We start from the raw sequence: 20,381 nt of genomic DNA on the forward strand, positions 1-20,381 counted from the left end.
TATCTCATGTTCACCTAACGCCTTAATAAACGGCGGAAAATAGCAGGCTAAACTTAGCGAAGAATGAGCGCAAGCCTGCTGTTTTGCGTCCTTTGTTTAATTAATTTGTTAGGTTTTTGGGTATAACCCAACCCAGTCTGTTGGTTCTTTATATTTATTTAAATACTGAAGCCTTTCGTTTTCAGAAGTATATTTTAAATAGATATGTATATCAGTAATTAAGCTCTCACCGTCACCCATTCTAAAAAACATATCAGATGGCTCAATATCAGGATATACAATCCACGGTGGTAATGGAGGGGTAATTTTTAATAAAGTATTAAATCGCTCCATTTCCCATTCTTTTTGAATTAACAAATACTCTTCATATTTTTTTAATTCATCCTCATTCATAAATTTACATCCAAACTCAATGAAAACCTAACGCCCTATTAACGGGCTAAAAATTGTGGGCTAAAATTTTTGCGAAGCAAAATCGGCCCGCGATTTTTAGTCCCTGTTGAATTGCTTGTTAGGTGCAATTTACTTTATTGCTAACAAACATCACCAAATCTTCAATTGTTTTAATGTTTTCAGCTTCTATATCTGAAATTTTAATCAAAAACTTACGCTCTAATGATTCCACCAAATCGACATCAGCCATAGAATCAAACTCAAATAAATATCTTAAGTTTTGAGAAAAATCATCGCTAGGTAATAATCTTGAAAGTTCAATTTCTAACACTGTTTCGAGAATAACCAAGATATCTACTACAATAGCTTTTGATATATCTGTACTACCATAATATTTTTCGTAAAATTCTTCAGGTTCTAATGAATCTCTACCCTCAAAAATTTTATCAATTTGAGCTTCTCGCTTCTTATCATCAACTCTTGCCCACATAAATGCGACAATTAACAAAATGATGATTACAACTGCATATTCCATTTGCACCTAACGCCGCGCTCTGCGGCAATTTTGGAGCGTAGCGGAAAAATTGACCGGCAGCAGCGCCTTGTTAGGCGCATCTTTAATATATGTTAGCAAGTTTGCCACCAACAAAAGAAACAAGAACACCGACAACTATCACAATTAATACAAATTTTCGTGTAGATTCCGATTTGTCAAAGTAACCAGAATAGTCTCCCCAGTTGAACACATAAACTAGATAATACCTGATGAAGAATTGCCATATTAGAATAAGCGCTATTAAAAATCCGAACCCAAACAATAAAGGCATAGCTTTATCAATGCTCAGCTCCTTATTTTCTAATTTATGTTTCTCACGTTCTTTTTCTATATATATGAGAGCTTCCGTCGCGTTTTCTATATCGCCAGCTTTGTATGCCGCTTCCAGATTCATACCGATACTGGCATTTTCATTATTCTTAGATCCTTCCATGAAAATTGCCATTGGTATCACGATCAATAATGTCATAATTAACGGTAAAAAAACTCTAAAGGGAGACCGTCTAGAGCCGCCTTCCCCAAGTTGATTGGGAGCAAATCGTTTGATGCGGACCAAACGCTCTTCTAGAAGCGTGCTAGTAATAAAGACCCAGTCTCTGGAATTGCCTAGAATACTGTATTGCATTGACGTATAACCCGACTCATCGTCTTGGTCAGCATTACGAAAAGCTACTGACACCTTTACGTCTTCATCGGTATCATTTTTTGCCACATAGCTTATTGAAAGCCTGATAATTTGAGATGACCCAAGGTTCTCTTGCGATAATACTTCCTCAAGTGAAGCAATTTTTGCAATGGCACCATTTTTAAATTTAATCTTGTAACTTATGATGGGGGCATTGTATTCGGACAATTTTTCGAATTGATTCAAAATGTCATCACCGATACGACGAAGTTCGGCTTCGTTTAGAACAAACCCAGTGGCAAAAGTTTTTTTGGACTCTACTTGCATGTTCTCTCCATAATTGAATTTGTTCGCCTAACAATTTAATATCGACCCAATGGGTCGTTTTTCTACCGAGCCATGGGTCATTTTTCTCATTGTACCAGTTTTATCACAATAACTAACTTGTTGCTATAGTTATATTTTTCAATCATTATACACATTATAAAAAGAATCAAAACGACCCACATCGTCGAGTTTATGTTGACTAAGCAATATTCACTCAGAACCGTTGATACATATCTTAAGTGGATTTCTTCCTATATTTACTTTCATGGCAAGCGACACCCAGCCTCTATGGGCAATAACGAGGTTGTCGAATATCTCGACTACCTTGTACTTAAACGTAATGTCTCGCCTAAAACACAAGCGACAGCGCTAAATGCCTTATCTTTTCTGTATAAACAAATCATAAAACAGGATTTGTGTCCTAATCTGACGTTTGTAAGAAGCAAACGCCAATCTAAGTTGCCAATAGTTATGACCCCTGAAGAGGTTAAACGTCTCATGTCGTTTTTAAGTAAACGATATTATTTAATTTCAGGTTTAATGTATGGTAGCGGCTTACGTGTAATGGAAGCAGTTCAACTACGTGTTCAGGATATTGACTTTGACTACAAATGCATTCGGATCTGGAATAGTAAAGGGAATAAACATCGGGTGGTTACACTTGCCACAGAACTAATACCTTTGCTAAGGAATCAAATTGCTCAGGCTGACGAATACTTAAAATTAGATTCCCAAAATGAACACTATGCTGGTGTTTGGATGCCAAACGCACTGGCAAGAAAATATCCTAACGCCAATAAGTCAATTGCTTGGCAGTATCTATTTCCCTCATATAAGTTAAGTGCTGATCCTGAAACTGGTGAGATTCGCCGACATCATTTTCATCAAACAGGAGTACGTAAAGCAGTTAAAGAGCCAAAAAAGCACAAATAACAAAACCTATAACGCCCCACACTTTTAGACATTCATTTGCTACACACTTACTACAAGGTGGTGCAGATATCAGAACCGTGCAAACTCAACTTGGTCATTCTGATGTGAAGACCACGCAAATATATACTCATGTTTTACAGCAAGGCGCAAACGGTGTTGTTAGCCCTTTGAGCAAAATTTTCTAGCTAGTTTTGGGACAGAAACGAGTTACGCCTCAAAGTCCGCTGTTGGCACTTAAGTGACTTTCAGGCTTGGCTGAATACTACTAATCAAATCTGATAGATCAAGTTAAAGCTTTTTCAACTTTTTAGAAAATGAACATTTGGTCTGCTCATGTTAGGCCAAATATTCACATCTAAAACCAACAAATCATTGCTCAGGTTTATTAGTTTTAAACACCGCAATCTCATCGAGGGCGCTATCAAACCCGTTAGCAAAGTTCCATTTAAAGCTTTCACGTATTTCATTACGTAGTTGCTGCTTTTTATCGTCTTCATCTTCTTTACTCGCCTCGATTTGCAATGCTAAATCATCTAAAGACACAGCATCAGCGCCAATAGTCTCGCCCTGCCACTGCTGCCATATATCACTTCTTTGTGACGCACTCGTCTGTTGCAACATATTGACTGCGCTATTGATGAACTCTAGTCCTTGCTGGCTATGCAATTTAAACATATCCTCCATCATAGCTGCGCGCTGCATGTCAGAATCGGTATTGTAGGTATAATAAAGTTTAACCACGTTTTCATCATCAATATCACTGCCCTGCTTTGCATGATAAAAAGACGTAAACGCTAATTTGTCTGACTGTGTGCCAAAAAAACTAAATAGCGCATCCGTGTGGGCATGTTCTTCACTTAATAATGTAAATAGATTCTCTTTGTCATTGTCAGACACCAGCGCAGCCATATCCAAAATACCACGCGTCGCTAGGTAACTTCTTCCCTCCATGCTCTGTTTAAACTGGGAAAGTTCACCCATGGTGAACGCTTGAGCCGCATGAGTTAAGTCTTCTATCATCTTTGCACCAAGCGGTTCTTGCGTGATAAACACATCTGTAGGGTGCGCCTGATCAGGCTTATACAAACGCTTATCTTCTGTAGTGCCCCACATAACCCCAACAGGATAGCGGTTGCTAAGTGCCCTATCAGCTAACTCTTGCTCTCCCAAATCAAATACAGACTTGGTTAAGTCCAGGGTCACTGCCAATTTATCATCTGATAAAGCATTGAGGCTGTTAACATAATCGCTGACTGGCTCTTTGCCGCTCTGTTGCTGAGACACATATTGCTTTGACAGTGCAAAGACGCTGTCTATCACAGTCTCAATTTGCTGGTCAGTGAGTTTATCTGCCAATGTTAATAATGACTCATCGACAGGCAAGTACCGCAGCTTAATTTGATGCAAGGGTGACATTCTCTCAAAGAGTGCCATAAACTCCTCCACCTGCGCTTGTGACGACAAGCCACTGTAACTTGTCACCTCACCGACTTCATTGCCCTGTGCGACTCCAGATAAATCCGCGGCACCTTGAATAAATGCAGGTTTACTTAAAAGTGGATGGCGATTAATAGCTTGCTTTGACAAAGAAACCGTGTCCGCACTCACAGCGCTATTGTGCGGTTTTTCATAAGAAGGGGTCACTGGTACTGAGGCGTAAGTCAATGCACCATTTGCAGACGATACTTTCATAATAATCCTTATTATTCAGTCTTATCTTAATATCGGCTAACAACTTAATTGCTTGAAAACAAATTCTTGAATTGAGTTTAGTTTCGCTGTGCGGGTGCCTCAGATTGCTCACTTAGCAACCCAGACCATTTGTGTTTTATTCTCATCAAAGTGCCATTTTCGCTGATCCGCTGCCTGCCCAAATCAAACTGCTTGAGCAACTTCTTAGCCATCGGATTACCGTATGATGCGGCAATAAACTCTTTATTACTGTCAAACATAGGTAACTTAATGATGTCATCTTCTAAATCGTGTTGCTGCAAGACAATGTCCCAAACGCCTTCATAGCCAGCAAACCCTTGCACTCTTCTGCTTTTTAACATCTCAAACCCCTGAAATATACCGCCTACATCATATTTTTTAATATCATTTGCCTGCTCCCATTTGGGACCATAATTAAACCCTCGCATCTGCGCAATCGTCTTTCCCCCTAGAGTAGATAACGACTCCCACTCTATGGGTTGTTCTTTTAAAACATAAATACGATAGAAAACGGTATTGACGTATTCTTTGGAGTATCGATATATCTTTAAACGCTCTTCACTGATGCTCACAGGGAATATCAGATCGACACGACCATTATCAAGATAGGTTAATGCTCTGGCCCAAGGGACCACCCAAAGCTCAACTGTGTAGCCCATTTCATGAAAGCTCTCGCGTACCACATCCCATGCAAACCCTTTAAATACTGGACTGTCCTCCCCAGGAGCCACCTTTACAACATGGGTATCTCCGTTGTCTAAAAACCCAAATGGCGCGTAATCAGGTAAGGTGATCACTGACACCGTTTTAGTCCCTGCATGGCAAGCAAAGCTAATTATTAAACCCACTGTGATCAATGCTCGCAACAACAGGACCATTATACCGCCTAAAAAACACCTTTATTAAAAGCTTAGTTAAGTTCGCCTTATCTGACAAAACAAATCTATTTCCCCGATATTTTTTGCTATTGAATGTGATTCATAATGCTCATGTAGGGAATGCCCCGAGTAAGGTGGTTGAGCCTACTGGTCAGTTTGCTGTACCACCTTAACTTATTGCCGCTGCAACGGATTATGCGACTCAAGTTGCAGCGTCTTTGGCTGATGTGGAGGGAGTAATAAACTCCTAAACTGATGACAATGTAAAAAATATGCTGTTAGTGGTTTAGTTAGTACAATCAGTGCTAACAGGGTTAAAATACTTGGTATAGCTAAGTTCGGAGTATCTGATGTTAGAAAGATAGATACGAAGGTTGCAACGCAAGGTAGTGAAAAGGTAATGAGCGATTTATGTTTGAGTATTAATAATGGGTTTTAAAACTAGTTTTAGAATATTTGTTAAATTGGTTATTGTTTGTATTGGAATTTTAACAGGGCTTACATTTTTAAAAGTGGCTCTGAATGGAGAAGTGCATGAATTAAGTTTTCAACGAATATTTGATGGCTTTATATATGCAATATTACCGGCTTCACTTATTTTGGCTCTTATTCTATTTGTCATTGATTACACAGAAAAAAACGATAATTTCTAAACAAGCTTAAATTCTATCGCTTCGCCCTCGCGGAGCTTTTTATTACCTGTTATCAACAGTCTAGTTAAGCTCCTCAGACCTGACAAAACAAATCTGTTACCCCTATCTTTTTGCTGTTAAATACAGACTTTAGTATCAATTTAATTTGAAAAAGCAATCTCTTATGTACTAGCTTAACCAAATGCCAATACAATATTCATGCCCAACCGGTTCAACTTTGAGCATGGAAAAAATGACAATAATAAAAATTCAATGGGGAATAAGATGCGTTTAAAACTGACTCTTTTTATGCTGGCTTTACTGATAAGCGTGTTTATGTGCAGATCGGCTACGGCGCTTGAGCATCGATTACCACAACACATCCAACTCCAACATCAATCCATTGATTTACACATAGACCCAAATAAAACCACTTTTTCAGGCACCACAATCCTGAATGTTTTACTAACGCAACCGACTAAAGTACTCGCGTATCACAGTAAAGGCTTGGCTATCGAACATGTCTCTTTGCTATATCAGGGCAATGAGATCCCACTTAGTCTCAGTGCGCCAAATCACTATGAAATTATTAAACACAATTTACCGATTGAAATAAGCGATACAGCCTCACTCAAAATTACGTATCGCGCTGACCTATCTGAACATGTTGAAGGGATATACCGAGTTGAAAATGATCAAGGTCAAGTCTATTTGTTGTCTCAATTTCAATCTATGGAAGCGCGTAGAGTCTTCCCAACATTCGATGAACCCGATAAAAAAGCCACATTTAGTTTTAAGGTAACTACCCCAAAATCATATACAGTGCTTCACAATACCCTACCAGCCTCAATTAAATTTAACGGTAACTTAAAGACGGTTGAGTTTACAAAGACACCAAATATGAATACCGATATTCTCGCGCTGGCGCTTGGTCAGTTTGCTGAGTACAACGTGGCCAACACACGACTAAAGACAAAAGTATTTAGTCCTGAAAGTGCACAAATTAAGCTGCCTCCATACTTTAAAGACGTCGTCAATGATTCGTTGGTATTTATCGAAGACTACTTACAAAGTCCATACCCTTTCAGCCGGCTTGACTTTGTGGTGGGCAATTTTGGCGCAGTCGCAGCAATGGAAAACCTAGGGCTAGTGTCATTAAATGAAAACCAAATACCCGATTCAAATGCACCGCCACGCGCCCACTGCGAATTTAAAAAGCTCATCGCCCATGAAATCGCCCATAGTTGGTTTGGCAATGACATCACCATGGCTTGGTATGACGACTATTGGCTCAATGAATCTTTTACCGAGTTTATTGCTGCTAAAGTCATTCAATCACTCTATTCGGATATCGCTGCTTGTAGCTATGTCCCGCAAGTAAAAGCATTCAATGACGACAATGACCATGCTGTTCCACTGATTTTTGATGTTAAAACACGCGAAGATACTATTGCTTATGGCCAACTTTATTACACCAAAGGTCGTGCTATTCTAGAGATGCTTGAGCAAGCCTATGGTGAACATGCACTTCAGCAGCGGTTGCAACTCTATGTGAAAAAATTTGCTGGTAAAAATGTCAGCACACGCCAGTTTTTGGCTTTATTGTCGGATAATAAACTCCAAAACATGGTCACCAGTTTTACCCAAAATACCGGCTACCCACTTGTAACCTTAACCAAAAAAGGTGGCCAATATGTCTTAACACAAAACGATATATTAAACAGAAGCGATATACTTTGGACTATCCCAGTGTCGATAAAAACGTGGAACGGAAAACAAGCCTTAACACACAAGGCAATCTTAGAAGGTGAGCAAGTTCTGATTAAACTCCCGCACAATGTTCAAAGCGTTTTCCTCGATACAGATGGCGCTGGGTACTTTCGCTATGTTGATGACACAGGACTCGCCGAGTTTCCATTTGAACAACTCAGCCCGCAAGAACAAGCCTCCTATCGAGACAACCAACAATCTCTTGCAATCAGTGGCCATATTGACTACATGGCCTACATTGACAGTGTCATTCGAGAATTAAATCAGCTTGCGCTCGATTCTGAGCAGGCAAATGCACTACTCAAAGAGCTTCAATACGCTTTCATTGACCATGTACAACTTGGCCATCAGCGACAATTTGCGCACTATTTGAGTAAAAAGCTGACACATCAACCAAACTGGGAAGACCTAATGACAACACCCTACGGTGGTGACGTACTACAGTTTTTTGGTCTTTACTTACAAAACACCGCAGCCATCAGCGCTGCCAAATACTATTACGAGATGCCAAACAGCCAACAACATACGCATTTTCATAACATGATTGCTGTACTCGCGAGTAGTACCACAGATACACAGTACCAAGAATTGGTCGCACAATTTAAACAGATGCCGAACAATATAAAAAGCGGCATGTTACCCGCACTGGGGTATGTCAACAATGCAGAAAAAACAACCTATTACTATGACTTGCTGCTTAGCGACGCAACAACGGGTATGGTCATCGATGTCAACTTTCAATACCCCATTTTTAACCCATCGCTCAGAGTGGTGGCTGCTGACCTCATCGCAAACAGAAAAACAAAAATAGCAGAGCGGATCTCAGCCGCTTCATTGCAGTGGTTTCCATACAGTTTTCTGACAGCCTGCTCAAAAACACAAAAGCATGCGGTGATTAGCTTGTTTCAGGGATGGAAGCATATTGAAGGACTGAGAGACAAACTTAATGTCGTTGTGCATAATATTGACCAATGCATCGAGAGAACCAAAAAGATAAACCAAGGCATCACATCAATACATTAAGTAGTATAAAAAGAGCTGTTAACAGCTCTTTTTAGTCTCATCCAAAAGCGCGGGCTTTTTGGTATGCTGGACGCGCTTGAACACGTGTAAGGAAAGCTTGAATATGCGGTCGATTATCGAGTAACTTTAAGTTGTCAGCAATTTCTAATGAAATGGTCATCATAATATCCGCAGCGCTGAATGCATCGCTCGCAAAGTAGGGGCGCTTAGCAAGCGTCTCGTCTATATAGGCCAAATCTAAATTCAATTCCTTGCCAATATACCCATCGAGCGGCGCGTCACCAGTACGCGTTTCCATTTGCATCAGTAAATAAGTGATCACAGGTAAACCCAGCGATCCTTCAGCAAAATGCAGCCACTCTAAGTACGCATAGTAAGTATCATCACCTTTGGCAGGACGGAGTAAACCTTCACTACTTTGGTCTAGAATGTACTCCAAAACTGCACCTGACTCACACAATACGTGACCATTATGTTCAATCACAGGCGCTTTATTTAGTGGGTGTACTTTACCTAAACTAGATGGCGCCAGCTTGGTATTTTCATCTCTTTGATGATGCTCGACCTCAAAAGGCATCTTAAGCTCTTCGAGCAACCAAATAACTCGTGTCGAACGGGATTCGTTTAAATGATGAACGGTAATCATTACTTAACTCCTTACCCAGTCAGTTTATTTACAAGTAACTCGCCGACTGCATGTGCACTGGCTGGGTTTTGCCCTGTGATGACTCTCTCATCTTCTACTGTAAAGCTCTGCCACGGCTGTACTTTATTAAACTGCGCCGCCAACCTCGTTAAGGACTCTTCTAACAAAAATGGAATGTCATCAATGGTACCAAAATCGACTTCTTCTTCTCGCGTGAATGACGTCACTTTTTTATCAGCGATCAGCGCGTTACCATTACCCAAAGTAATAGGCAGTAAGGCAGCAGGGCCGTGACACACAGCCGAGATAATGCCGCCTGATTCGTAGTGCTTCGCCGCCAATGCGCCCATGGTTTTATCTGTCGCCAAGTCGCTTAACAGACCAAAACCGCCAGGGTAAAAAATAGCATCGTATTCATCGATATTTACCTCTGCAATGAGCTGCGTATTGTCAACTTTTTGTATGAATGCGGCATCAGCCAAAATATCGCTATTTACATGATCGTCCTCGATATCCGTGCCATATAACGGCACCTTACCGCCTTTAAGTGATACGATATCAAACTCAATTTGATGCGCGTTAAGCACAGCAACAACATGGGTGAGTTCTGGGGCATATGTTCCATTGGGCTGTTCTGTGTTACCCAAAGTCGCATGATTTGTGACGGGAATGAGCACTTTTTTCATCTCTTTTGTCCTTTGGCTTAAGTTATGTGGACAACTACTGTATATTTTTTCTAAATAAATGATAATTAGCTAATTCAGTTAAACACTTTTGCTATTTAGCAAAAGTGCACATTGCATTGTTCAAGCTAAAACTTAAGAATAGGCGTTATTTGATGGATAGCTTTGAAGGCGTATTTGAATTCGTCGCTGTTGCGGAAAGCGGCGGTTTTTCGTCGGCAGCCAAGGTGCTCAATTGCAGCACAAGCCACATTAGTAGGCAAGTTTCCCGACTAGAACAGCGTGTAGGTTGCAGCCTATTTGCCAGAACAACACGGCAAATCAACCTCACTGAGAATGGTACCTTTTATTACCAACAATGTAAGCAGCTCATTACTGGTTTACAGCAGGCCAATGAGCAACTCGCGCAGCAGCAATTTAATCTTAGCGGCACACTGCGTGTCAGTGCCGCTGGAGGCTTCGCCGAAAATTACCTTGCACCTGCACTGATGGCTTTCGCTAAGCTACACCCAGAGCTATCTATCGACATCGATTTTAACAGCCGTATGGTTAATTTTGTTGAGGATGGTATCGACTTCGCCATTCGGTATGGTGAACTCCATGACTCCAATTTAATTGCCCGTAAGCTCATCAGCCGTAACATGATGGCTGTGGCAAGTCCTCAGTACCTAGAACAAAATGGAACACCCAAACATCCATCAGAGCTAAAGCAACATAACTGTATTATTGCTAATAACGACAGTTGGTCATTCTTGGTCGACGGTCACAAGCAAAGCTTTAAAGTAAAAGGCAACTGGCGTAGTAATAATGCCAATGTTGTGGTGTCTGCCTGTATACAAGGACTTGGCATCGCCTATATGCCAGAACGAACTTTTGATAATGCCATTGGTTCACAGCAACTCACACCTATTTTAAAGCCATTTTGGAGCTCAGGTGCAACCAGCTGGATTGTGTATCAAAATCGGCAGTTTCAACCTTTGCGCACGCGTTTGGCCATCGATTATTTACTAGCACACTTTAAAGACTTTTAACCTATTTTGTATTATTTAGGGCAAGGTAAGCTGTTATAACATGTAATGTTTTTTCTTTATGCTCGCGATTACCATCAAAGATGATATCAACCTATATTAATCCGCTTAAAGCGTGTTTAAGGAGAAAGTCGATGTGTACTCGAGTACTAAATAATCTCAATCGCAAGTACATTGCAACAGCTAGAAACATGGACTGGATGTTCCCTTTACCTACTAGCTTATTTACCTTTGATAAAGGCCTAAACAAAATAGGCATGCCCATTTCTGATAACAAACAAGATAACGAAAAAGCGCTAAAATGGTGCTCAAAATACGCCAGTGTCGTTGCCATGGTGGGTGATGAGCAAAGTGGCTGGGCATCTTCTGATGGCATGAACTCTATGGGTCTGGCCGCAAACGTACTCTACGATTGCAATGCCACCTATACGAAAGACCAGCCTTGCAAAGAAGGACAACTGAGCGTGCTGCGTTGGGTGCAATATGTTTTAGATAATTTCGTGTTTGTAAAAGAAGTTGTCAGCGAATTCGAACAACAAAAAATTGAGTTGGTGCCAGCAGATGTGCCAAACAGTGATGGCAAACCTGCAACGTTACACCTATCTGTATCGGATGTAACAGGTAACTCTGCCATCATCGAAGTGTACAACGGTCAGTTTTACATTCACAGCAACGATGACTATGTCGTGATGACCAACGACCCAAGTTATGACAAGCAATTAAAAATTGATGCGTATTGGAAGTGGCAATGGTCAGATGACAATATTGCCGCCAGCCACACCATACCAGGCGGACCATTTTCTGCAGACAGATTTGAACGCGCATTATTCTATATTAGCCATATGAATGCCCCAACCAGCCATGATGAAGCACTCGCTCAAGCAAAGTCAATTGTCGCGAATGCCTGTGTACCGCTTGGGTATAATGTGCAAATGACTGAAAGCCCCAATATCTCAAATACGCTTTGGACAACGTTAGTAAACCACAGCGAGCAAAAATATTACTTCAGTAATGCTCGCACCGCCAATACCATTTGGGTGGACCTACATACATTTGATTTTAATGAGCCAGTGAAGCGTTTAGATATGGTCACCATCAGCTCAGACAATCAGGTCATCAATAATAGCTATGAAGGTCAAGTCAACGAGCTACTTACGCCGGTGCTCGACCCATATAGCCCCAACTTATTCATCCCAGATGAGATATGCCGTATTGGGGCCTAACTCAAATTCGCTCAGCGTCGGATCCAACCGATGCTGAGTAATAGCCTACTTCCCTGCTCAACTTGAGTCACTGCATGCACGCAGTTGTCAGGTCGAAAAAACTTAACTCTATCTGACTCGTAAAGTGGTGTCTGACACACAAACTCCCCCCCCTTTGTTGGCTTTTTTCAATACCAGATTCAATCTAAAATGACGACCTGAAGAGACTTCATCTACATGCTCTGGTACTTCACACCCCTCTGGGAACTTTAGCAAATAAACATCAAACTTAATGGGCCAACGGGCCCCTAAGAGCAACATCTTTTGATAACCTGATTTTTGCCGTCCAACTTGCCATCTAAATAAGTGTTTCAGCACACCGCCCCCAAGTTCTCTTTAAATCACGAGACATTAACCCTTAACCAAATGAGGATTTTTAATCACAAAACCGCGTTCAGTCCCTGAGATGAACCCCACGCTTTCATATACTTTGTGCGCAGCTGCGCGCGCTTCGCCAGATAACAACATCACTTTATAACAACCATGCCCCCAAGCCAATTCAAGAGCTGTTTGCATGACTTGTTTGCTAAGCCCTCTACGCCGAAACTGCGTGCCAGTTATCACATGCTCAATAACTGCATAAGGTCGAATATCATTTGTTAAAGTAGGCACTATCGATAGCTGACATGTCGAGGCAATCTGCCCTTCAAGCTCTGCCACAATCAAATGGTTATTCGTATCGTTGTCTATAGTTTGCCAACCTGAATTCAAAGCACCATCTGACACATCCGGGTCATTGGGTCTGAGTGTTTTATACAATTGCATAATGCCTGATAAGTCGGTCTGCGTTGCTACTCTAATAATAGTCATCGTGCTCGCTCCTTTATGATATTACAAAGTTATCCTTAATAACTTGAATTTATACTGACATAAACAGCCCATCACTGGCTACTCTATTAAGACCCTCTCACTTATGCTGATCCGCTTTGTAACGACGTAGATATAAGCACAGCGTACCTGGCGTTTACTCAACGTTTGACCTCATATAATTCCAAGGGTAACCCATCAGGGTCTTGGAAAAAGGTAAAGCGCTTATGTGTATATTCATCCACTCTAACAGGCTCTGTTACAACATGATGTGAATGCAAATGTGTAATCACCACGTCGATGTCTTGAACTTCAAATGCCAAATGACGAAGTCCAGCAGCCTCTGGGCGACTGGGGCGCTGGGGTGGGTTAGGAAATGAAAAGAGTTCTATTTGTGTACCATCAGGTAGTGCCAGATCTAACTTATATGACTGTCTATGTGCACGATAGTTTTCAGCAAGCACTTTAAAACCGAGAATGTCCGTGTAAAAAGCTTTAGAAGCCGCATAGTCAGTGCAAATAATTGCAACATGATGAATGCCTTTCAACATATTTAAAAACCCACTTAATGTTTATCACCATAACAATATAGAGCAACAACGTTGTTATGCTCCAATAGCAACACAAAAACCTTAGAATAAGAATAAAAATCATGGTGTTACTTTATCAAAAAAGCAAGTTATAAAATGACCATATCCACAGTATATACATCCAATAAAAGCGGGCTTTGCTGTGCATGTCATCTTTATAAAAACACTCGAATATGCATTGAACTAAGCTAAAAGCATATACAACACCATTCTTTTTAAAACTCGGCAATTACCGAGCTCATCTTGATAGTTACAACGCCAACAATTCGGTGAGAAAATAAATTTCTTAATAAAATCACGTAAATAAAATCAAAAAATATGGTTTAAGAATTGAAGTAAATAACTAGCTTAATGAAGCTTAACACATTGAAAAATTGAGATATATAAATTCAAGAATGAATTTTAAACCAAAAAAACAAACACCTCTATTAAAAGTAAAGAAACAAAAATAACAATTTACACACTAATTAATATATGTAACAAAATAAATCAAAAAGGCGCATTAATTCACTCTGAAATATCAAAATAACTGGCTCACAATTTAAGGAGAAAAAATGATCAAAACACTAATAAAAACTAGCCTGATCGCTACACTTGGTGCACTTACACTCCCTTCCCATTCACACACTCATGTTGAAAACAATATTAGAGCGCAACAACCGAACAACTTAAATTACTCCTTATATTTTAGCAATGAAGATCAAAGGGTTACTTATTCAAGGCAATACCATGGGCAAATTGTAGAGAGTTTGCATAATGCGTTAGTTGTATCACTCAGCGAGCAAGAGTTCTTATTGGCGCGTTCATCTGGTGCGGTAATTTTAGAACACACGCCTCCAAAAACCATAAACCGTGCTGCAAATGAATTGGTTAATGCGAACCAAAGTATACTAACCACAACACAAACATCAGGGATCCCTAATTTTCCATGTTATCCAACGCTTGAAGAAACATATGAACTTGCCGAACAACTCGCTAAAAAATATCCAAATTTTGTCGAGTTAAAGCACATTGGACAGTCATGGAAAAAAGAACAAGGTCTTGGCGGCCACGACCTCACAGTGCTGGTCATAAAAAATAAAAAAAGGAACAAAAACAAAAAACTTCCCACCATGTACATGCAAGGCGCTTTGCATGCCAGAGAATATACAGCAGGCGCAACAACCATCAAGTTTGCACAGCACTTGCTAGAAAATCGACGCACCAACCCTGACATCAAGTGGATTTTAAACCAGCGAGAAATTCATATTTTACTGATAGCCAACCCTGACGGTCGAAAATATGCAGAGCTTGGTAAAGAATGGCGAAAGAACACCAACACCGCGTATTGCGCTACAAACGAAGAGCAAATTGGCGCTGACTTAAATCGTAATTTCGACTTTGCCTGGAACTCAACACCCTATTCCTCAGATGAACAATGCTCTAATACATACCAAGGTCCAGTAGCAGCATCTGAACCAGAGACAAAAGTGATACAAAACTATATCAACAGTATTTTTGAAGATAATCGCGGAGACCTAGACACAGACGCCGCACCGCTAGATACAGCTGGGCTATTTTTAGATATTCATAGTTTTGGTGGTATGGTCATGTGGCCATGGTCACACTTACGTACCCCACCACCCAACTCAGCGGGTTTATCCATGTTAGGACATCGACTGGCTGCCTATAGTGGCTATGTGGCTTATCAGGTCGGCAACCGCTTTCATGTTGGCGGTTCTGCCGGAGGCTATGCCTATGGCCAATTAGGTGTAGCATCTTTTACCTATGAGCTGGGAAGAGAGTTTTTTGAGCACTGTGGCAATTTTGAAGGTGAAATCTTCCCCAACACATTAAAGTCCCTGATTTACGCCGCAAAAGTTGCAAAAGCGCCTTATAAAATATCAGGCGGCCCTCAGATACTTGATTATAAATTAGAAGGAGCCGGTGATGTTGCAGTACCACCAGGTACCCCCATCAATTTAACCGCAGGTATTTATGATGATTTTTTTGGCAATCAATCTTATACACCATTACCACCAAGCCAGGCTGTCAAAAAAGTAAAACTAGTAATCAAAAAGCAAGGTGAAGGCGTTGTACAAAAACTTAAACTCCCTGCAGCCGATGGTATTTATGACTCACCGAGAGAGCAGTTAAACTACGCACTCGATACAAGTAACTGGGATGATGGTCGTTATACTTTAATACTCAAAGCTCAAGATGTTACCGGTCAATGGGGTGTTAAATATGCGAAATACTTAACGATTGATGATGATGCAAGTGCACAAAATAAAGCGCCTGTTGCTGATTTTATCCCTACTTGCACCTATGGTAGTTGCCAATTTGACGCATCAAAGAGCACGGATGATAAACCAGGCTTAAAATACCGTTGGTTTATTGGCTCTGAAATATCCCGCGAAGAGTACACAGGTGAAAAAATAGAATATGTTCATGAAATGGCAGGAACTTACTACGTCACGCTTGTGGTAGAAGATGCCAATGATATTTCCGCAGTGAAACATGCTGTTTTTGATTTAGATGGCAAGTATGTACCAATTGCAAACTTTACCTATCAATGTGCAGGTCTCATATGTGAATTTGACTCATCAAGTGCTTCTGATCCTGACGGCCATATTGTAGAAAGACTATGGCGATTTGGTGCAGACGCAATGTATTTGCCTGGCAAGGTAAAAGAGACATTTACCTTCCCAACCGCTGGGGAATACAGAGTGGCGTTTGTAGTTCGAGACAATGATGGGCAATACAATGAAACCTATCAATTTATCACCGTAAACTAAAACAACGATATAATGCTCAGCATCATAGATGCTGAGCATTATAATATCGGTCATTACTTCGACAACATCATTTCTTTTGCCACAATCGCAGCAGAGTACATAAACATCGTAGAGACAATACGCTCATCTTTTATCACTGCTTTTTTATCTTTCATTGTGGTTTTATTTTGCGCAATCGCACCATTTTTATTTAATTGTTCTTCAACTAAGAATGGCAATAAGGTCCCTTGCTTTGCCCAGCTTTTACGTCGCTCAGTCGAGTTGGGAAATCCCGCGACTTTTTTGCCTTTGATCATAAACTCACCTGAAGACAACTTTACATTCGAAAATGCACCCGCACCATGTCCTGCTGAACCAACAATACCACCTGCTTCATAGATATCAGCGATGATTTTTTGCAAATCTTTATTGCTTGCTACGTCAAACAATGGACCATAACCGCCGCCAATGTACACACCCCAATATTGACTTGGGTCAATTTGAGACGGACGCAAAGTATTATTGGTTTTTTCGGTAAAGCCTTCATATTTCATGGTATAAGCACTAATACCATATGCTTCCATTTGAAACTCAACTTTACCGCCTTTTGGTGAGACAAAATCAACATCAACCCCATGACTCACAAAAACATGGTATGGCGGTGCCACTTCCCATAAATTGTTTCTTGCATCACTTTTATCGGGATCTCCCATATGTACCAAATTAGACGTGATAATCAGTACTTTTTTCCTATTTTCAGCCAATGAATCAAAAGAGAGCAAACTAGACAATAACAACAGTAGAGAAACTAAATACTTCATTTTTTTCCTTATTATTTTTAACTACATTAAGCTTTGACGCTAATAAAAACGAAAAGGTTTAAACCGAAATAACACAATTTAATAAATATTTTTAGGGTGCTCACTTTGCAGGTGCCAAAAGGGTAGAAATTTGCTCTCGCCTTCCCTATAGGTCAGCTATAGATAACGCATGGTATTACTGTTTATTAATCGTGCAAGAGAACATACTGATTCAGCCGTTACTTTGACTTGTGGGCAATCAAACGGCTCGCTCAGATTGCCCTTCAGGTCAAGGTTATTGGAAAGTAGTGTATCGTGATGTTCGTGTCTGTGATAAAAAAACACAGACCTGCACAGAAACATTTAAAGGCTGTAAATATAGTGGGAACGTGACCACAGTTTCCCTTTGGAATGACCCTGATCATTATTGGGCAGTACCATTTTTTTAATTTGTGACTGATACAAATATGGCGTATCGAGTTACCCAAGCTTCAAGCATTATAAGGGCATAATTAAGACTGGGGAAACACACCTCCTGAAACACGTACACGTAAAATTGAGGCTAATTGCTATACAGAGCAACGCGAAACTCGAGTATTTCGTTGTGGCTTCGAGCCATAAGCGATAGAAATTAAAAGGCTGATACTACATAAGCCCCTAACTATTGAGCAGAACATTTCGGCACGCTGAGTGCTCACAGCGTATAAGGCGATTTGTGCAATACAAGAGAGCATAAACCTCAATACCCGTTTGCTCATACATTGTGCCGCAAATAATCACTCAAGTGAGATATAAACGCTTTTACTTTCTGTAATGGATATTTTCGTCCTGAGTAAAATGCATTCAATACAAGATCTTCAGGCTCACGGTCTAACTTTATCTCTAATAGCTGGCCTTGCTCTATGGCTTTTTCACAGGCATGGAAAGGCAATATTGCAAAACCAAGCCCTTGAATCGCTGCAGCTCTGGCAATATTGCCACTATTTACTTTATAACTTGATTGGACGGTTAATAAGTAGTCCTCCTTAAAACGCCAAGGGCTGCCTTGCATCACACTAAGCGTGGTTATACAAGGCAATGCACTTAGCTCTTGTAAACTTTTTGGTTTTGGGTACTGCGCCAGCAAATTTGGTGCAGCCACAATACAACTCGGCCATCTGACTATTTCTTTAGCCACCCACCCCGAGTCCTCTAAGCTTCCACGGTTAAAACTCAACACAATATCAAAACCATCAACAACCCCCTCTTTCGCCTCCAACTGCGTATCACAACTCAATGAAATTAAGGGGTTTTTAGCGACAAAGCTGGCAAGTACTTCTCCAATAAATGGTAGATCTGGTGTCATTATTTTTAGATGCCCCGAAACTTGATCTGTCTGCAAAGATGTTTCTTGTAAGGCGCTTTGCAAGGATCCCAACAGCGAAAAAGTAGAGTCATAGAGTTTCTTTCCTGCCTCTGTAGGGCGCATTTTTCGTGTTGTGCGTTCGAACAAGCGCACATTTAGTTGCTGCTCCAATAGCGCAATATGACGACTGACATTTGATGTTGGCAGTGCCAGTTGCTCTGATGCTCGTTTAAAACTCAAGTGCACAAACACCGCCTCAAAGCTTATTAGCCATTTTAGTTCAACTTTATCTAGCACAATTCACTCATAATTTGGGATTATAAAAGTCATAAACGCCAATTTATCCCACCCGTTATATTTGTCAAAGTCTGGCTAAGATTTAAATGGAGAAATGAAACATGCAAAATACTCGACGTATTGCAATTATTGGCGCAGGTATCGCAGGCTTAAGCATGGCTATTTTTGCCACACAGCAAGGCTTTGATGTAGAAGTGTTTGAAAAACACAGTGAGATATCACAAATTGGCGCAGGCGTGACGCTATGGCCTAATGCCATGTATGTGCTGGATAAAATGAAGTTGATGAATGCTATCTCGGCCATTGGCGTGCAACCTTACGGTGTCCAGCAAATAAACCAACAAGGGCAAGTACACTCAAAATTAGACCTATTACAACTCAGTCAAGAGTGTGGCTATCCCAGTGTTAGTATTTTACGCAAAGATTTGATGCTTTGCTTGTATAAGCAGGTCAAGCAACTCAACATCTTGTGCCACTTTAACACCCCAGTTGATAGCCAAGATATAACTAAGCTCTCTAACCAGTTTGACCTTGTTGTCGGTGCCGATGGCAGAAACCGTTCTCAAGCAAGGGCGGCCATTTTTCAAACACCAATTGAGCCGATTTACCAAGGGTTTATCAACATCATTGGCATCAGCACTACCTCAGCCAATATAAAAAACAATTATATTCAGGAGTTTCGTGGATCTGGTATGCGCTTTGGCATTGTACCAGCAACAGCTAACACATGTTATTGGGCTGCGGCTTGGGCCTGTGACATAAATCGAAACTACACAACAAAACATTGGGTTAACGCAGCACAATGTCAGTTTAAACGTTGGCCAGCAACGATAAACGCAATATTGAACACGGCAGATATTCATACATGCAATCATGTATTTGTCCACGATCTCGATCCGCTCCCTTATTGGCATCAAAACAATGTGGTGCTGATCGGTGATGCCGCGCATGCATCGCTGCCAACTTCAGGGCAAGGTGCCAGTCAAGCACTCGAAGATATCTGGCATTTGACCAATTTGCTCAATCAACATGAAATGATACCCGACGCACTCAGTCTCTTTTACCAAACGCGAATCAACAAAACTACGACCGCACAAACAATAGGTCGTCAGTTAGCTAAGCAATTCTTCTCAGATATGCCTCAGCAACCAGTAAAAATGGACCCTGCAAAGTTAAGCTCGCTTTGGATGCAAGGCCTAACCACTCCTAATGTAATTGCGTAATTCGCACATTAAACCTGTTTTCATATAACTTTCCATTATGGAAAGTTATTACTTGCCACAATGGAAAGTATAGGCTAAATTTTAGTTTCCATAG

The 20,381-nt window shown here is 40.7% G+C and carries 17 protein-coding genes and 2 pseudogenes; 7 read left to right on the forward strand and 12 right to left on the reverse strand.

Annotation, left to right across the window (positions count from 1 at the left end):
• Positions 1 to 108 precede the first annotated feature (108 nt).
• The 3 genes from N473_RS00435 to N473_RS00445 all read right to left on the reverse strand — a co-directional run bounded on the left by N473_RS00435 (position 109) and on the right by N473_RS00445 (position 1,901).
• Entirely contained in the window at positions 109 to 393 is a 285-nt protein-coding gene (locus N473_RS00435) for a hypothetical protein (protein WP_063366257.1), read from the reverse strand.
• 118 nt (positions 394 to 511) lie between these two features.
• Positions 512 to 928 (reverse strand): acyl carrier protein, encoded by a 417-nt coding sequence (locus N473_RS00440; protein ID WP_063366258.1) that lies wholly within the window; start codon positions 926 to 928, stop codon positions 512 to 514.
• A gap of 82 nt (positions 929 to 1,010) precedes the next feature.
• Positions 1,011 to 1,901 (reverse strand): hypothetical protein, encoded by an 891-nt coding sequence (locus N473_RS00445; protein ID WP_063366259.1) that lies wholly within the window; start codon positions 1,899 to 1,901, stop codon positions 1,011 to 1,013.
• A gap of 192 nt (positions 1,902 to 2,093) precedes the next feature.
• On the opposite strand from N473_RS00445, the pseudogene N473_RS00450 reads away from it, so the two are divergent.
• A pseudogene (locus tag N473_RS00450) lies at positions 2,094 to 3,019 on the forward strand (integron integrase).
• A 184-nt stretch (positions 3,020 to 3,203) separates the two neighbouring features.
• On the opposite strand, the gene N473_RS00455 reads toward N473_RS00450, so the two are convergent.
• Positions 3,204 to 4,526: a hypothetical protein gene (locus N473_RS00455; protein WP_063366260.1), complete on the reverse strand. Its 1,323-nt coding sequence runs from the start codon at positions 4,524 to 4,526 to the stop codon at positions 3,204 to 3,206.
• A 77-nt stretch (positions 4,527 to 4,603) separates the two neighbouring features.
• On the reverse strand, positions 4,604 to 5,425 hold the full coding sequence (locus N473_RS00460; RefSeq protein ID WP_063366261.1) for a substrate-binding periplasmic protein: 822 nt from the start codon (positions 5,423 to 5,425) through the stop codon (positions 4,604 to 4,606).
• 428 nt (positions 5,426 to 5,853) lie between these two features.
• Here N473_RS00460 and N473_RS00465 point away from each other — a divergent pair, with 428 nt between their 5' ends.
• Together N473_RS00465 and N473_RS00470 are read left to right on the forward strand one after the other, a co-directional pair.
• Positions 5,854 to 6,078 carry a hypothetical protein gene (locus N473_RS00465; RefSeq protein ID WP_063366262.1) on the forward strand — a complete coding sequence of 75 codons (225 nt, stop codon included), beginning with the start codon at positions 5,854 to 5,856 and terminating at the stop codon, positions 6,076 to 6,078.
• Positions 6,079 to 6,393: 315 nt separating this feature from the next.
• Positions 6,394 to 8,850, forward strand: a complete 2,457-nt coding sequence (locus tag N473_RS00470) for a M1 family metallopeptidase (protein ID WP_196766344.1) — start codon at positions 6,394 to 6,396, stop codon at positions 8,848 to 8,850.
• Between the two features lie 37 nt (positions 8,851 to 8,887).
• Here N473_RS00470 and N473_RS00475 read toward each other — a convergent pair whose 3' ends face one another.
• Together N473_RS00475 and N473_RS00480 are read right to left on the reverse strand one after the other, a co-directional pair.
• A complete protein-coding gene (locus N473_RS00475) occupies positions 8,888 to 9,496 on the reverse strand; it encodes a glutathione S-transferase family protein (protein ID WP_063366264.1) in 609 nt (202 codons plus the stop codon).
• Positions 9,497 to 9,507: 11 nt separating this feature from the next.
• Entirely contained in the window at positions 9,508 to 10,182 is a 675-nt protein-coding gene (locus N473_RS00480; protein ID WP_063366265.1) for a type 1 glutamine amidotransferase domain-containing protein, read from the reverse strand.
• 152 nt (positions 10,183 to 10,334) lie between these two features.
• Here N473_RS00480 and N473_RS00485 point away from each other — a divergent pair, with 152 nt between their 5' ends.
• Together N473_RS00485 and N473_RS00490 are read left to right on the forward strand one after the other, a co-directional pair.
• Positions 10,335 to 11,210 (forward strand): LysR family transcriptional regulator, encoded by an 876-nt coding sequence (locus N473_RS00485; RefSeq protein ID WP_063366266.1) that lies wholly within the window; start codon positions 10,335 to 10,337, stop codon positions 11,208 to 11,210.
• 131 nt (positions 11,211 to 11,341) lie between these two features.
• Positions 11,342 to 12,430 (forward strand): linear amide C-N hydrolase, encoded by a 1,089-nt coding sequence (locus N473_RS00490; RefSeq protein ID WP_063366267.1) that lies wholly within the window; start codon positions 11,342 to 11,344, stop codon positions 12,428 to 12,430.
• Between the two features lie 11 nt (positions 12,431 to 12,441).
• Here N473_RS00490 and N473_RS00495 read toward each other — a convergent pair.
• The 3 genes and pseudogenes from N473_RS00495 to N473_RS00505 form a co-directional block, all read right to left on the reverse strand.
• Positions 12,442 to 12,730: pseudogene (locus tag N473_RS00495) on the reverse strand (2OG-Fe(II) oxygenase).
• Between the two features lie 90 nt (positions 12,731 to 12,820).
• A complete protein-coding gene (locus N473_RS00500; RefSeq protein WP_063366268.1) occupies positions 12,821 to 13,279 on the reverse strand; it encodes a GNAT family N-acetyltransferase in 459 nt (152 codons plus the stop codon).
• Positions 13,280 to 13,437: 158 nt separating this feature from the next.
• Entirely contained in the window at positions 13,438 to 13,827 is a 390-nt protein-coding gene (locus tag N473_RS00505) for a VOC family protein (protein WP_063366269.1), read from the reverse strand.
• Positions 13,828 to 14,420: 593 nt separating this feature from the next.
• Between N473_RS00505 and N473_RS00510 the strand changes: the two genes are divergently transcribed.
• Positions 14,421 to 16,643, forward strand: coding sequence for a M14 family zinc carboxypeptidase (locus N473_RS00510; protein WP_063366270.1), 2,223 nt, complete (start codon positions 14,421 to 14,423; stop codon positions 16,641 to 16,643).
• A 53-nt stretch (positions 16,644 to 16,696) separates the two neighbouring features.
• Here the strand turns inward: N473_RS00510 and N473_RS00515 are convergent, their stop codons facing one another.
• Entirely contained in the window at positions 16,697 to 17,443 is a 747-nt protein-coding gene (locus N473_RS00515) for a type 1 glutamine amidotransferase domain-containing protein (RefSeq protein WP_063366271.1), read from the reverse strand.
• Between the two features lie 733 nt (positions 17,444 to 18,176).
• The gene (locus N473_RS00520; protein ID WP_063366272.1) at positions 18,177 to 19,064 is read right to left on the reverse strand and encodes a LysR family transcriptional regulator; all 888 of its coding nucleotides are present in this window, start codon (positions 19,062 to 19,064) and stop codon (positions 18,177 to 18,179) included.
• 101 nt (positions 19,065 to 19,165) lie between these two features.
• On the opposite strand from N473_RS00520, the gene N473_RS00525 reads away from it, so the two are divergent.
• On the forward strand, positions 19,166 to 20,287 hold the full coding sequence (locus N473_RS00525) for an FAD-dependent oxidoreductase (protein WP_063366273.1): 1,122 nt from the start codon (positions 19,166 to 19,168) through the stop codon (positions 20,285 to 20,287).
• Positions 20,288 to 20,381 lie beyond the last annotated feature (94 nt).

It is taken from the genome of Pseudoalteromonas luteoviolacea CPMOR-1 (assembly GCF_001625685.1).
In the GTDB taxonomy this organism is placed as follows: domain Bacteria; phylum Pseudomonadota; class Gammaproteobacteria; order Enterobacterales; family Alteromonadaceae; genus Pseudoalteromonas; species Pseudoalteromonas luteoviolacea_K.

What these genes read in the sequence shown, in the direction of transcription:
- N473_RS00475 (WP_063366264.1), bottom strand. Translation starts at nt 9,496, where the DNA reads ATGATTACCGTTCATCATTTAAACGAATCCCGTTCGACACGAGTTATT.
- N473_RS00525 (WP_063366273.1), top strand. Translation starts at nt 19,166, where the DNA reads ATGCAAAATACTCGACGTATTGCAATTATTGGCGCAGGTATCGCAGGC.
- N473_RS00515 (WP_063366271.1), bottom strand. Translation starts at nt 17,443, where the DNA reads ATGAAGTATTTAGTTTCTCTACTGTTGTTATTGTCTAGTTTGCTCTCT.
- N473_RS00500 (WP_063366268.1), bottom strand. Translation starts at nt 13,279, where the DNA reads ATGACTATTATTAGAGTAGCAACGCAGACCGACTTATCAGGCATTATG.
- N473_RS00485 (WP_063366266.1), top strand. Translation starts at nt 10,335, where the DNA reads ATGGATAGCTTTGAAGGCGTATTTGAATTCGTCGCTGTTGCGGAAAGC.
- N473_RS00445 (WP_063366259.1), bottom strand. Translation starts at nt 1,901, where the DNA reads ATGCAAGTAGAGTCCAAAAAAACTTTTGCCACTGGGTTTGTTCTAAAC.
- N473_RS00435 (WP_063366257.1), bottom strand. Translation starts at nt 393, where the DNA reads ATGAATGAGGATGAATTAAAAAAATATGAAGAGTATTTGTTAATTCAA.
- N473_RS00490 (WP_063366267.1), top strand. Translation starts at nt 11,342, where the DNA reads ATGTGTACTCGAGTACTAAATAATCTCAATCGCAAGTACATTGCAACA.
- N473_RS00460 (WP_063366261.1), bottom strand. Translation starts at nt 5,425, where the DNA reads ATGGTCCTGTTGTTGCGAGCATTGATCACAGTGGGTTTAATAATTAGC.
- N473_RS00505 (WP_063366269.1), bottom strand. Translation starts at nt 13,827, where the DNA reads ATGTTGAAAGGCATTCATCATGTTGCAATTATTTGCACTGACTATGCG.
- N473_RS00440 (WP_063366258.1), bottom strand. Translation starts at nt 928, where the DNA reads ATGGAATATGCAGTTGTAATCATCATTTTGTTAATTGTCGCATTTATG.
- N473_RS00470 (WP_196766344.1), top strand. Translation starts at nt 6,394, where the DNA reads ATGTGCAGATCGGCTACGGCGCTTGAGCATCGATTACCACAACACATC.
- N473_RS00480 (WP_063366265.1), bottom strand. Translation starts at nt 10,182, where the DNA reads ATGAAAAAAGTGCTCATTCCCGTCACAAATCATGCGACTTTGGGTAAC.
- N473_RS00465 (WP_063366262.1), top strand. Translation starts at nt 5,854, where the DNA reads ATGGGTTTTAAAACTAGTTTTAGAATATTTGTTAAATTGGTTATTGTT.
- N473_RS00510 (WP_063366270.1), top strand. Translation starts at nt 14,421, where the DNA reads ATGATCAAAACACTAATAAAAACTAGCCTGATCGCTACACTTGGTGCA.
- N473_RS00455 (WP_063366260.1), bottom strand. Translation starts at nt 4,526, where the DNA reads ATGAAAGTATCGTCTGCAAATGGTGCATTGACTTACGCCTCAGTACCA.